This is a genomic window from Methylocystis sp. H62 (genome assembly GCF_015709515.1).
In the GTDB taxonomy this organism is placed as follows: Bacteria; Pseudomonadota; Alphaproteobacteria; order Rhizobiales; family Beijerinckiaceae; genus Methylocystis.
This window is the reverse complement of the sequence record NZ_JADNQZ010000059.1, coordinates 241,452-253,913: the sequence shown is the minus strand read 5'-3', so window position 1 is coordinate 253,913 and position 12,462 is coordinate 241,452. Positions and strand designations below refer to the sequence as shown.

The 12,462-nt window shown below is 63.8% G+C and carries 12 protein-coding genes; 7 read left to right on the top strand and 5 right to left on the bottom strand.

What is annotated here, in order from left to right; genetic code table 11:
- Positions 1 to 86 precede the first annotated feature (86 nt).
- Positions 87 to 419, top strand: a complete 333-nt coding sequence (locus IYY11_RS20615; protein ID WP_196405599.1) for a DUF6477 family protein — start codon at positions 87 to 89, stop codon at positions 417 to 419.
- Positions 420 to 492: 73 nt separating this feature from the next.
- Entirely contained in the window at positions 493 to 1,311 is an 819-nt protein-coding gene (locus tag IYY11_RS20610; protein ID WP_196405598.1) for a hypothetical protein, read from the top strand.
- A gap of 16 nt (positions 1,312 to 1,327) precedes the next feature.
- On the opposite strand, the gene IYY11_RS20605 is transcribed toward IYY11_RS20610, so the two are convergent.
- Complete coding sequence (locus IYY11_RS20605) at positions 1,328 to 2,464, bottom strand: hypothetical protein (RefSeq protein ID WP_246720139.1); 1,137 nt, start codon at positions 2,462 to 2,464, stop codon at positions 1,328 to 1,330.
- A gap of 98 nt (positions 2,465 to 2,562) precedes the next feature.
- Positions 2,563 to 3,099 (bottom strand): SixA phosphatase family protein, encoded by a 537-nt coding sequence (locus IYY11_RS20600; protein ID WP_196405597.1) that lies wholly within the window; start codon positions 3,097 to 3,099, stop codon positions 2,563 to 2,565.
- A gap of 139 nt (positions 3,100 to 3,238) precedes the next feature.
- Between IYY11_RS20600 and IYY11_RS20595 the strand changes: the two genes are divergently transcribed.
- The gene (locus IYY11_RS20595) at positions 3,239 to 4,945 is read left to right on the top strand and encodes a hypothetical protein (protein WP_196405596.1); all 1,707 of its coding nucleotides are present in this window, start codon (positions 3,239 to 3,241) and stop codon (positions 4,943 to 4,945) included.
- Positions 4,946 to 4,987: 42 nt separating this feature from the next.
- On the opposite strand, the gene IYY11_RS20590 is transcribed toward IYY11_RS20595, so the two are convergent.
- The 3 genes from IYY11_RS20590 to IYY11_RS20580 form a co-directional block, all read right to left on the bottom strand.
- Positions 4,988 to 5,503, bottom strand: a complete 516-nt coding sequence (locus IYY11_RS20590) for a hypothetical protein (RefSeq protein ID WP_196405595.1) — start codon at positions 5,501 to 5,503, stop codon at positions 4,988 to 4,990.
- 31 nt (positions 5,504 to 5,534) lie between these two features.
- A complete protein-coding gene (locus IYY11_RS20585; protein ID WP_196405594.1) occupies positions 5,535 to 6,278 on the bottom strand; it encodes a hypothetical protein in 744 nt (247 codons plus the stop codon).
- Positions 6,279 to 6,668: 390 nt separating this feature from the next.
- Positions 6,669 to 7,469 carry an enoyl-CoA hydratase gene (locus tag IYY11_RS20580; protein ID WP_196405593.1) on the bottom strand — a complete coding sequence of 267 codons (801 nt, stop codon included), beginning with the start codon at positions 7,467 to 7,469 and terminating at the stop codon, positions 6,669 to 6,671.
- Positions 7,470 to 7,798: 329 nt separating this feature from the next.
- Between IYY11_RS20580 and IYY11_RS20575 the strand changes: the two genes are divergently transcribed.
- The 4 genes from IYY11_RS20575 to IYY11_RS20560 are packed head-to-tail and all read left to right on the top strand — an operon-like array spanning position 7,799 to position 12,456.
- Complete coding sequence (locus IYY11_RS20575; RefSeq protein ID WP_196405592.1) at positions 7,799 to 8,488, top strand: RluA family pseudouridine synthase; 690 nt, start codon at positions 7,799 to 7,801, stop codon at positions 8,486 to 8,488.
- A 60-nt stretch (positions 8,489 to 8,548) separates the two neighbouring features.
- Entirely contained in the window at positions 8,549 to 10,081 is a 1,533-nt protein-coding gene (locus IYY11_RS20570; RefSeq protein WP_196405591.1) for a TldD/PmbA family protein, read from the top strand.
- A 3-nt stretch (positions 10,082 to 10,084) separates the two neighbouring features.
- On the top strand, positions 10,085 to 11,419 hold the full coding sequence (locus IYY11_RS20565) for a TldD/PmbA family protein (protein WP_196405590.1): 1,335 nt from the start codon (positions 10,085 to 10,087) through the stop codon (positions 11,417 to 11,419).
- Between the two features lie 50 nt (positions 11,420 to 11,469).
- Entirely contained in the window at positions 11,470 to 12,456 is a 987-nt protein-coding gene (locus IYY11_RS20560; protein ID WP_196405589.1) for an ABC transporter substrate-binding protein, read from the top strand.
- Positions 12,457 to 12,462 lie beyond the last annotated feature (6 nt).

The window sequence follows — 12,462 nt, the reverse complement described above, 5'->3', positions numbered from 1 at the left end:
AGCTGGAAAATAATCCTATTCAAGGATAAAAAACTTATCCTCATCCGTTCGAGGGAAAGCATTCTGAGCGTCACGGAGGATCATCCATGTCGCACAGGCCACTTCCCGCCCCGCAAGACGACCGCCCCGCCCGCTTCGCCGCAGCAGCCGGCGCGGCGCTCGAGGGCGCCCTCGCCGCCGGTCTCAACGCCTATGACCGCACGAGCGTGCTGACGCGTTTCCATCGCCTGTCGCCTGACTCGATCGCCAGCGAATCGCCCGATGCGGCGCGCGCCGCGCTCAAGGAAATCGAGCGTGCGATGCGCGGCGAACGCGCCCGGCGCGGCCATTGGAGCTATGATCTCAACCGGCATATCAGCCTGCTCGTCGCCCATCGCGCCGAGACCGCGCGGCTCCATCGTCTGCTGAATGGCGGGTAGCGCGGCCGCGCTTCCGCCCAACTGCGCGATGCTTTAAGCTCCGCGCTTTCGATCAGAGACGCAAAGGTCGGCGATGTATCTGGAGAAAATTCTGGCGCTGCTGGCTGCGACGCTCGTCGCGGTCGGAGCCGGCATCGGCCTGACCTGGCTGGCCCTCAATCCCGCGCCGCGCATGGCCGATGCGGGATCGGGGATCGCGGCGCCCGCCAATGGGCAGGTCGACAAGGGAAGCGCGCGGCAGCAGATCGAGGCCCTGATCGCCTCGACGCCGGATTATGCGCGCTACTTCGCCCGGCTCCGCGAGACCTTCACCGCCGATTACGAAGCGGCGATCAATGATTTCGCCACCCGCCTCGCGCAGACGAAGGAAGAGCAGAGCGTCGACTATTATCTGTCCGAGGCGGTGCGCCGCATCCGCACCTCGCGCGGCGCCCTCGCGGCGAAGGCCGAGCCTGAGCCGATCGCCCGCGTCTTCGAAAAGCAGCTCGAAGTGCTGCAGGCGGTGGCGCGGGAGGATAAGCGCATGTGCGTCGCCTTCCTCTACGGCGCGACCAATCTCGACTTTCAGCGATTCGCCGCCTCCCGCCGCCAGATCGTCTCGGACATGGCGCTTGCCGGATTAGAGGCGATCGTCAGCGGACAAGCCAAGAAGATCGATCGGACCGCGCCGACAGAGGCCGACTTCCGGGTGTTGGAGACCGCGCTCGCCGCGCGGGGTCTGAACAAGGTCGAGATCGACGCGCTGCTCGACGGCAAGATGCCGACGCCGCCGCTGGAAGACGCCCGCATGTGCGGCGCCGGGCAGACTTATTTTGAAGTGCTGAAAACCCTGCCCGAACCCGCCCGCACGAAGGTCTACGGGCTGGCGCTGGAGCTGATGGCGCGCTCTTAGCGCGGAGAAGAGCGCGTTACGGCCCCGCATGCGCCGGGAGAGTCGGCGCAGCGCCGCCTCCCGGCTTTGTGGGCGCCTCGAACAGCTGGCGCAGTTGCACGACGGCGATCCGGATCAGCGCATCGCGCGGCCGCGCCGGCCCGATCTCGACCGCCGCCATATTCGCCATCACTTTGGCCAGATTTTCGGTCGGCGCGCCGTCGGCGGTGAACAGCGCCAGATCCTCGTTGGCGCCACCGACGACGCCCTGGGCTATGGTGGCTGCGTAAGTGGCGATCCGCGCCAGCTCCCCGGCGCAATTCGAAACGCCAACCGGCGGCGGTCGCGGCGCGGGCGACGGCGGCAGGTCGGCGAGCGTCGTTTGGGGCGACGGCTGGATCAGCTCGGCGAGCTTTTCCCGCCGCGCGGGAAGCTCGGAGACGCCGGCCATGATCGAGGGCGTCGGCATGAGGTCGACCGGTCTTGCGAGCGGTCGCCGCGCCGTCTTCAGATTGACCCCGCCGCGCCCATATGCCGCCAGCCAGCGCGAGCGGAGCGTGTTCTGAATGCCGCGCCGCGCAATCGCCATGGGGGCGACGCGCTGCGGCGGCATGCGCGCCAGGGTGCGCGGTTTCGCCGAACTGGAATCGGGACTTACGGCGGGCGCCGGCCGCCGGGGAACGGCGGGCGCGAACACAAGCGAACATTGCGCCGGCGCCCAGCGCTCGACGATGGCGCGCGCCGTGCGCCGCCCATAGTTGACGTAGTATCGGCGCAGCAGCAGCGCCGCGACGGCGGCGCCCTCCTCCGCCGATGCGAAGGCGACATGGCCGTCGGAATCGGCGGCGATCTCGCCATTCCACCCCGCGCTCTTGATGCACCAGTAATTGTTGAGCTTGACGCAGCGGGCCGGTTCGCCCGCCTCCGCGCCGAACGCCCGGCGGATCGCGGCGAGGGGCGCCATCTCCAGCGCCAGCGCGCTTTCGAAGCGCCAATTGTCCACGGCGCGCGCTTGAGGCTGATAGGCGGGATTCGGCGTCGCAGCGAACGCCGACAAGGGCGCAACCATCGCCGCCGGCGCCTTATGGGGCGCAGCTAGGGCCAGCATCGTCAGGAGCGCTTCGATCAGCATGGCCGCCTTGCGGGTTGCGAACTGCGCTAGATCACGCTGCATTTGGGCGGAATCGCCCAAATGCAGATAACGTGATCGATTCCAAAAGTTTAGAGCGCGCTCAACGCGAAAAACCGGTTCCCACTTTTTCGCAGCGCGCTCTAGTCGGGGTCTTCCGTCGCCTCGCCCCGTAGAATGCCCGGCGTGACGAAGCGCGCAAGTCGCGCCCCGCCCCTGCCGACGTCGCCCCAATGATCGGTCTCGAAGTCGAGCATCGCCAGCGCCGCCGTTGGGAATTTTGAGCGCATCAGCGCCAAATCTTCCGCCTCGCCCGAACCGGCGAGCCAGGAGGCAAGTTCGGCGAAGCCCGGATTGTGACCGACGGCGAGCAGCGTCGCGACCCTGTCAGGCGTCTGCCGCAAAATCTCGACCAGATGGTCGACGGTCGCAAGATAAATCGTATTCTCGATCAGATGCGTGACATGGCCTGGGAACGCTTCCAGCACCCGGTCGAGGGTCTGCTTGGCGCGACGCGCGTCGGAGGCGACGGCGAGGCCCGGCGCGATGTCGGCGTCGCGCAGATATTCGCCCATGCGCCGCGCATCCTCCATCCCTCGACGGGTGAGCGGACGTTGGCGGTCGCCGCCGGCCGAATGCCGGTCGGCCTTGCCATGGCGCAGGAGCAGGAGTCGACGCATGCGGCCTCTCTATCACGGCGCCGCCGCGCCGCCACGCGCCGCCCCTCGCGAAACGCCGGCTGCGACGAAACTACGCGCCTCTTTACCCCGAAAGGCGCGGCGTGCAAGCTCTCCTCGTTCGTCTTCACAAGGTTTCCTGATGCGCAAATCCCTCGCCATCGGCGTCGTGACGTCGCTTTCGCTCATGAGTTTCGCCGCGCCTTCTCCGGGCGCCGGCGAAAAACCGCTGACGCTCGACAATCTCGTCCTCACGCTCGGCGCGACGACCTATCGTATCCCGCACATCGAAATCGAAGGCGCGAGTCTGCCGGCGATGGAGTTGGCCGCGCTGTTTTTGAGCGGCGACGGAAATGTCGCGGCGCGTCTCGCGCGCATTTCGGCGCGGCGAATCGCCGTGCCTTCCATGTCGAGCGAAAGCCGCAATGAATCGAACATTGAACGCGCCGCGTATCGCCAGCTGCTTTTCGAGAATGTCGTTTCCGGACGCGCCGCGACGGTGCGCGGCGACGGCGGCGAGGAAACGATCGAATCAGCAAAAGGCGGCGTTCAGCGCGTCTCCTGGGGCGCCTCTGTCGCCAAGGGCGTCGATCTTGCCGAACTCGCGCGTCTGGCGCTCTCCACGCGCGGCGACGCCAATGAGCCTCTGAAACCATTGATCGAGGAGGAAATCGTCGAATCGTCGCGCCTTGAAGACGCGAGCGCCAATCTCGTTCTGACGACGGGCCGCCTGAAGATTGAGGGCGTGCGCGGCCGCGCGCTGCGGACTCCCGCCGGCAAACTCATTGAAAGATTCGCGAAGCTCGATCCGGCGAAATCCGAAGATGATCCCGCGCTGAGGCGCGATGTGCTCGACGCGCTTCAATCCTTCGAGGCGGCGGCGATCGACGCTGATGACGTCGTCGCCATCGGCAAGGGCGAACCCGCAGGGAAGCCGTTCACGGCGAAGATCGCGCGCGCCGGTCTGCGCAAAGTCGCGGGCGCCGGCGCCGGCGAGATGTTTTTGGACGATTTCTCGCTCGCCGCGTCTGACGGCGGCCAACTGTCGGTGAAGCGATTTGCGCTGAATGACGTGCAGCTCGCTCCAGTCCTAGAGGGCGCCGCCTATCCCAAGCTGGCGCGCATCGAGCTGCGCGGCGTCGCCGCCGATATTCCCGACCCAAAGATCAGTGAACCATCGCGCATGAAATTCAGCGTCGAGAACGCCAGCGCGACGTTCGACAATTTTATTGGCATGACGCCGACGAAATTCTCCGGCCGCGTCGACAATTTCGTCGTCGATCTTTCCGCGCGCGGCGAAACCCAGACGACATCGCATTTCCTGGCGCTCGGCTATCGCGAACTCGCGCTCTCCGGCGTCGCGGCTGGAGAATGGCGCGAGAAGACATCCGAAGCGGCGCTGGAGCCTGTCGCGATCGACGCCAAAGACATGGGCGTCGCGCATCTTACGGCGCGCTTCGGCAATGTATCGAACGCGGCGTTCTCAACCTCGCCCCTCATTTCGCGCGCCGCCATGCTCACAACATCGATTAAGTCGATCGATCTGACGCTCGAAGGCGACGGCCTCGTCGATCGTGTGCTCGCGCTTGAAGCCAAGGAGCAGAAAACATCCGTCGACAAGGCGCGCGCCGATTACGCCAAGGCCGCCGCGACGGCGATTACGGCGCTCGGCGGCGCAGGGGCAAACGCCAAGCGCATCGCCGACGCGGTTTCGGCCTATATCGAGAAGCCGAAGCGGCTGCATCTGCGCTTCGCCGCGCCAAAGGGCGTCAACGCGATCGACGTGCTGGCGCGAAAACCGAGCGAGATTTTGGAAAGCCTAGAGGTCGAGGCGAGCGCCGACAGGTGATACGCCAGCCGGGGGCTGCTGCTAACCGGCGGTCTGCCAACGCTACTGCACTGTCGCTGTCACTTCTCCGTTTATTGTTTCTATTTTCACGAGAAGTCGCCTGGAACAGATCGCGCCTGGCGCATCTCTATCTTTGGCGGACAGCTCTAAAGGATATTTCCTCTTTGAGGTCGTCGTTGACCATACGTCGAAAACTTTCACGAGCCGCGTGGCGTCCCAGCTCGCGACAATGCGCCAGCGCGCCACATTGTCCTCGTAATCGTCATCATCGCCCGGAACTGAAATCTGCTTTTCAGGAAGCGCCCTTCGAATATGTTCGTTGACATTGGCCTCCGGCGGAACAATGCAAATTGTGTCCGCGGAGAACAACTGGTTCAGATTCAGGATTTGGTTTTGACGAGGCGCGGACAATACGAACTCTGTGACGTCTTGCCCAGAGTCATCTGGCCATAAATATTGAGCAAGGCGAAACAACGGCAAAACGCCAATAATCACAAACGATAGAACGACCATGGTCAGCACAAAATAGTACGCGCGTCTTTCAGTTTTGCTAAACATTTCACTGCCATATTTTTCCTGTCACCGTGCTCTACTTCGGCAGCGGAACTCCTGGTCCTGCCTTCTTCAGAACTTTGCGCTCATAGACAGAAGAAGCCTGACCAAACGGCAATTCTTCTATAACGTTGAGAGCAGACTTGTTGGCAGTCCTCAGTCCATGAATACCTATGGCAAAGAAAGGGCTATCTGGACTGTTTCCAACTTCGTTGCAACCAGCAGCAGAAACGCTCTTTCTGCGATCTGCTGCCCGATATACACTAATATCGACAATATGATCCATTCTGTCGAACTCCGGTGGTGAGCCTTGCAATGAAAACGTTCTTACCGGCAACTCGGCGTCTATCACAATTCTTATACGAAAAATGAAGTACTTTATTGCACATCTCTCAGTCGTCGGCAAAAATTCTTTTGCTCGATCATAGCTTTGTATGTCTTTGAAGACACAATATTTGGCACCTTCTCCGACGGTGATGTACGCCAAATCCCTCGAATTCGATGCGTCCTTGACCGAGATGACGTTGTTCTCAAGGTTGAACTTCACGTCCGAATATTTGGTCGATCTCGCCGGAGCGCCGGGCGGCGCGGAAAATCGGTTGAGAATGTTGAAGTCCGAACTGCACTCGTAGGAGTCGGGATCATCGCCTCTGTAGGTCTCCGCCGCTCCGGCCGGAGCGGCGCTGCCGACCAGCATCGCGGCAAGCAGAACCGCGCCGAGGCGCAGCCTGCCTCCAGCGGCAGACGATGATCTGCGCAAACGCTTGTTGAAAGGCCTCAAGACAATCCTTCCCGTAATTCGCCGCTACACGGGGATAGGCATCGCCAATAGTCGCTGAAACAGTAACCGCTATGCCCACGCCGTCAAGCCGGCCTGCATAAGCAACAGGGCTCCGAATCCAGGTTCACAAGGCGGGCTCTCACCGCGTCATGGCCGCGCTTGTCGCGGCCATCCACGCGACGACACGATGTAATCGTGAGAACATGAGCCGAATGCCTCCACGCGATGCGTTTCGCGATGTCCCGGCGTAGACGCCCGGCGCAAGGCCGGGCATGACGGCTGAAAGAAAGCTGAAATTAACCCGAGTTCGAAGCACTGGCATAAGCAGAGCGCGCGTTTCCGCTGGCGACGACCCATCGCCCACGGCGCGCGCCCCGGCTGCGAGGCGCGTCAGCGCCCGGTAAAATTCGGCTCCCGCTTCTCCAGGAATGCGGCGCGCCCTTCCATGTAATCGGCGCTGTCGAAACAGGCGCGCGTCAGCGCTTCGCATTGCTCATGCGATGAGGCGCCGGGCAGGCGCGCGGCGGCGCGGATCGCCGCCTTGGCGGCGCGCAGTGTCAGAGGCGCGCCGCCGGCGATGTTTTCTGCGAGCGCATGCACGGCGCCTTCAAAACTCTCGGTGGCGAACAGGCGGCTGACGAAGCCGCGCTCCTTGGCTTCATCAGCAGTCAAGCGGCGCGCCGTGTAAAAGAGATCGAACGCCAGTTGCGGGCCGACGGCGGCGACGACATAGGCCATCGCCGCCGGCGGATAGCCGACGCCGAGCTTCGCCGCCGGAATCGCGAATGTCGCTTGCCCATCGGCGATGCGCAGGTCGCAGGCCGCGGCGATTCCGAATCCGCCGCCCATGCAGAAGCCCGACACGGCCGCGATCGTCGGCTTGGAGAGATTCGAAATCGAGTCGAAGGCCTCGACATTGGCGTCCTCATAGATGCGCCCGCCTTCGCTCGTCGCACGCAGGTTGGAGAATTCGCTGATGTCGGCGCCGGAACAGAACGGCAGACCCGGCGCTCCGCTGATGACGAGGATGCGCGCGTCCTCCGCCGCGTCGACGGCGCGCAGCAGCGGCGGCAGCGCGCGCCACATCTCGAAATCGAATGCATTCCGCTTGGCGGGATTTTCGATGTAGAGGCGCGCCACGCCGAATTCGATTGTGACGCGCAGCTTCGGGGTCGCAGATATAATCGCCATTGTTCCTCGGATGCAGAGTTTCAACGTCGCCGGATCGCTCAATAGCAGCCATTCGGCGTCCATGTCGGCTTGTTTTGGACCCCGACAAGGTCGTCCTCATGAACGGCGTCAACGACGCGCACCAGCACGTCGGCGCATCGGCCTCTGTCAAATATACGGGAAAACTCGTCGAGTATTTCGCCGACCGCCGACTCTCTATAACGCCGCCAAGCATTCGATATTGAGCTGTTTCCACGACGGAGAATTCATCGCGGCGTGGATTCACTCAGGAAAGCCGCGCCGGTCGTGAAATAGCGCCGTCTTGCGCGCGGCGCTGCTATAAGCCCGCCATGGACCTCCTTTCTCGCCTGCTCCACCGCGACGGGCTGATGCTGATCATCGACAAGCCCGCCGGCGTCGCCGTCCATCGCGGGCCGAAGGGCGGCGCGAGCCTTGAAGACGCCTTCGACCAGCTGCGCTTTGGCCTGCCCCGGCCGCCGGCGCTGGCCCACCGACTGGACAAGGACACATCCGGTTGCCTCGTTCTTGGGCGCCACCGTAAGGCTCTCGAGCGGCTCGGCGGCCTGTTCAAGTCCGGCCGCATCGGCAAGACATACTGGGCGGTGGTCGAAGGGGCCCCGGCGGGCCAAGAAGGGGAAATCGACCTCCCGCTCGGACGCCTTGACGCCACGCGCGGCTGGTGGATGCAGCCGGACCCTCTGGGTCTGCCCGCTCGCACCTCCTGGCGCGTGCTTGGCGGAAGTCCGGACAGCGCGCTGACGTTCATCGAATTCACGCCGCACACCGGCCGCACGCATCAGATCCGCGTGCATGCCCAGGCGATGGGCTGGCCGATCCTCGGCGATCCCATCTACGGCTCAGGTCGCCGCGAGGACTCAGCCCCGCTACATCTTCATGCGCGCGCGGTGAGCGTGCCGATGCAGGACGGCAAGCCGCCCGTGGAAGCCGTCGCTGCGCCGCCCGCGCATATGCGCCAGGCGCTCGCCGCATGCGGATGGAACGGCGAAGCGCAACCGTAACACGGCGATTGCAAATGACCGCCGAAACGACCACCATATGAGGGAATTCTGGAGCGACCAATGGCGGCCACGCCTTCGACGACCGAAGCCTCATGCGCGAGCGGCCGCAGCGCCTTCGCGCTGGACCGCGCGCTGCTCTACGATCTCGCCGATATCGCGCTGACGGGCGCGAGGCGAAACGGCGCCAGTTACGCCGACGTCAGAATCGGCGAAACGCGGCGCGAATATGCCTTCGCCAAGGACGACCGCTTGGAAAGTTTCGACGAGCGGGCGTCGCAAGGCTTCGGCATGCGCGTGCTGCTCGACGGCTGCTGGGGATTTTATGGCGCGCGGCGGCTCGATCCGCAGAGCCTGCGCGATGGCGTCGAGCGCGCCCTGGAGAACGCCCGCGCGGTGAAGCGGATACAAACCCAGCCGATCGCGCTTGAGCTGCTGCCCGTGCATGAAGCCGAATGGATCATGCCCATGGGCGTCGATCCCTTCGAAGTGTCCGCGGGCGAGAAGGCCGACCTGCTGCTTTCGATCATCGCCAGCGCGCGTGATCATGGCGCGGATTTTTGTTCCGCGTCGCTTTCGGCCACCTGCGAAGAGCGATTCTTCGCCAATAGTCTTGGCAGCCGCATTCATCAAACCCGCACGCGCGTCGCGCCGAACTTTCAGGCGACAGCCATCGACCGCGCCAGCGGCCGTTTCGCGACGCGCGATTGCCTGGCGCCGGCGCGCGGCGCCGGCTGGGACTATATCGTCGGCGCCGGCCTGATCGAGGACGCCGCGCGGGCCGGCGAGGAGGCGCGCGCGAAGCTTGGCGCCAAACCGGTGACGCCGGGCGACTACGACGTCGTGATCGACCCAACGAATCTGTGGCTCACGATTCACGAGACGGTCGGCCATTCGACCGAGCTCGACCGCGTGCTCGGCTGGGAGGCGAATTTCGCCGGAACGAGCTTCGTCAAACCGCATATGCTCAACGAACTGCAGTTCGGCTCCGAATTGATGACGATCGTCGCCGATCGCGCGCAGCCCGGCGCGCTCGCCACGATCGGCTTCGACGACGACGGCGCCCCCGCGGAAGCCGCCGACTTCGCCATCGTCGAAAAGGGCGTGTTCAGGAATTTCCAGATGGCGCTTGGACAGGCGCATCTCATCGGCCTGTCGCATTCGAACGGCTGCGCCTATGCGGACAGTCCGACGACGTTTCCCATTCAGCGCATGCCAAACATCTCGCTCAAGCCCAATCCTCAGAAATGCTCCTTCAGCGATCTCATCAACGATGTCGAGAACGGCATTTACGTCGTCGGCGCCGGCAGCTGGAGCATCGATCAGCAGCGCGACAATTTCCAGTTCGGCGGCCAGCTGTTCTATGAGATCAAGAACGGCAAGCTCGGCGATCTGCTGCGCGACGGCGCCTATCAGGGCCGCACCACGCAATTTTGGAATTCGCTTTCGGGCCTGTGCGATGCGAGCGCCTATCATCTCGACGGCACCTTCACCTGCGGCAAGGCCGAGCCAGTGCAGCTGGCGCCTGTCTCGCATGGCAGCCCGCCGGCGCTGTTTCGCAATGTGCGCGTGCTGAGCACGAGCGACGACGCATAGAGCATGTTCCTTTCTTCAGACGACGCAAAGTCGATCGCCGACAAAGTTCTCGCGCGCTCCAAAGCCGATGCCTGCACGGTGCAGATTCACGGCGGCTTGGACCAGAGTCTGCGTTTCGCGCGCGCCGGCGCGACGACCAATCTTGCGACCGCGGAAGCCAATCTGCGAATCTCATCGCATATCGGCGGGCGCATCGGCTCCTGCAGCACCTCGCGCTTTGACGACGAGGCTGTGGCCGCGGCCGTGGCGCGCTCGGAAGAAATCGCGCGCCTATTGCCCGTCGACCCGGATTATGTCGCGCCGCTCGGCCCGCAGAATTACGGCTTTTCCGACCGCTATGACGACGCGACCGCCAATCTGCGCCTCGACGCGCTCGCCGACGCGGCCGCGCGCGTCATCGCGGAAGGCGCGCGCATCGGCGTCGACACCTTCGGCTGCGCGACGACGGCAAGGCGATTCAACGCATATGCGACGAGCGCCGGCCTTTTCGCCTATGAGCGGCGCAGCGAAATCGATCTTTCCGCCACGGCGCGCAACCGCGCCGATGCTTGGTCGGGCTGGGCGGGCGCGCATCAGTTCTTTGCGGATCGTCTCGACGCCGAGCGAATCGCGCGCGTCGCCTGCGCCAAGGGCGCGTATGACGCGACGCCTGTTGATCTCGAACCCGGCGCCTATACCGTCGTTCTCGAACCGGATGCGACGGCGGAGCTTGCCTTCTGGCTCATCAGAACGATGGAGGCGCGCGCCGCCGACGAGGGGAGAAGCTTCTTCGCGCGTCCTGGCGGCGGAGCGCATTTGGGTGAGAAGCTCTTTGACGAACAGCTCACGATCCGCGTCGATCCGGCCGATCCGCTGGCGCCTGAAGCCGCCTTCGGCTTCGAGGGCGTGCCGCATCGCGCCCGCGCCTTCGTTGAGAACGGCGTCGTGACCACGCTCTATCGTTCGCGCGCGTGGGCGCAAAAGACCGGAGCGGAAGCAATTCCATTTGTACGCAATTTCGTCATGTCGGGCGGCGATGTTTCGATCGACGATATGGTGCGCTCGGTGCGGCGCGGCGTTCTGGTGACGAGACTTTGGTACACCAATATCGTCGACCGGAAGAGCCTGCTGCTGACCGGCCTCACGCGCGACGGCAATTTCCTCATCGAGAACGGCCGCATCGTCGCGCCGATGCGCAACATGCGCTTCAATCAGCGACTGGGCGAGCTGTTCAGCAACATCAAGGCGCTCGGTCCAACGCGTCGGACCTGGCGCGCGGCGGGCGAAGGCGGCGCGCCGGCGGCGCCGGCGATGCTCGTCGAAGGCTTCAATTTCTCGTCGAAGTCGAGCGGGATATAGAGCCCGCGCGCGTTCATGTATGATGCGCGCCTCGCAGCCGGAGCCGCACCATGCGCCTTGTCGCCTTGCTCATCGCTCTCCTCATCGCGGCGCCCGCCCTCGCGCTCGACAAGGTGCGCTTCGCCACCAATTGGCGGGCGCAAGCCGAGCACGGCGGATTCTATCAGGCTATCGCCGACGGCACTTATGCGCGATACGGACTCGACGTGACCCTTTTGCAAGGCGGTCCGCAGCTCAACGCGCGGCTGCTGCTCGCCGCAGGCCGGGTCGACTTCGCGATGGGCGCGAACACCATCCAGATGTTCGAATCGGTGCAGCAGAACGTGCCGGTCGTCACCGTCGCCAGCATGTTTCAGGTCGATCCGGTGATTTTCATGTCGCATCCCGGCGTCGGCCTCGATCGTTTCGAAGATCTGCCCAAGGCGACGGCCTTCATCGCCAGCGACATGCGCGCTTCCGTCTGGCAATGGCTGAAGCAGGCCTATGGGTTCAAGGACCAAAACGCCAAGCCCTATAATTTCAACTCGGCGCCTTTTCTTGCCGACAAGACATCGATTCAGGAGGGAATTCTCACCTCTGAGCCCTACGCGATCGAGCGCGCGGGCGGTTTCACGCCCAATGTCTTTCTTTTGCACGACTACGGCTATGACGGCTATTCGACGACGATCGAGTCGCGCGCCGACACAATCGCCAAGACTCCCGACCTCGTGCAGCGCTTCGTCGACGCCTCGATTGTCGGCTGGTACAATTATCTCTACGGCGACAATGCTCAAGCCAATGCGATGATCAAGCGCGACAATCCGGAGATGACCGACGGTCAGATCGCCTATTCTCTCGCCAAAATGAAGGAGCGCGGGATCGTCGATTCCGGCGACGCGCTGACCTATGGCGTCGGCGTCATCACCGACGCGCGAATGAAGAGCTTTTTCGATAAGATGGCGAAGGCCGGCGTGGTTCCCGCCGACATCGATTACAAACGCGGCTACACGCTGCGTTTCATCGGCAAGAAGGTCGGCATGGAGCTGCGGCCGAAATGACGCCAG

Coding starts and splice junctions, on each gene's coding strand:
- IYY11_RS20615 (WP_196405599.1), top strand. CDS start 87: ATGTCGCACAGGCCACTTCCCGCCCCGCAAGACGACCGCCCCGCCCGC.
- IYY11_RS20610 (WP_196405598.1), top strand. CDS start 493: ATGTATCTGGAGAAAATTCTGGCGCTGCTGGCTGCGACGCTCGTCGCG.
- IYY11_RS20605 (WP_246720139.1), bottom strand. CDS start 2,464: ATGCAGCGTGATCTAGCGCAGTTCGCAACCCGCAAGGCGGCCATGCTG.
- IYY11_RS20600 (WP_196405597.1), bottom strand. CDS start 3,099: ATGCGTCGACTCCTGCTCCTGCGCCATGGCAAGGCCGACCGGCATTCG.
- IYY11_RS20595 (WP_196405596.1), top strand. CDS start 3,239: ATGCGCAAATCCCTCGCCATCGGCGTCGTGACGTCGCTTTCGCTCATG.
- IYY11_RS20590 (WP_196405595.1), bottom strand. CDS start 5,503: ATGTTTAGCAAAACTGAAAGACGCGCGTACTATTTTGTGCTGACCATG.
- IYY11_RS20580 (WP_196405593.1), bottom strand. CDS start 7,469: ATGGCGATTATATCTGCGACCCCGAAGCTGCGCGTCACAATCGAATTC.
- IYY11_RS20575 (WP_196405592.1), top strand. CDS start 7,799: ATGGACCTCCTTTCTCGCCTGCTCCACCGCGACGGGCTGATGCTGATC.
- IYY11_RS20570 (WP_196405591.1), top strand. CDS start 8,549: ATGGCGGCCACGCCTTCGACGACCGAAGCCTCATGCGCGAGCGGCCGC.
- IYY11_RS20565 (WP_196405590.1), top strand. CDS start 10,085: ATGTTCCTTTCTTCAGACGACGCAAAGTCGATCGCCGACAAAGTTCTC.
- IYY11_RS20560 (WP_196405589.1), top strand. CDS start 11,470: ATGCGCCTTGTCGCCTTGCTCATCGCTCTCCTCATCGCGGCGCCCGCC.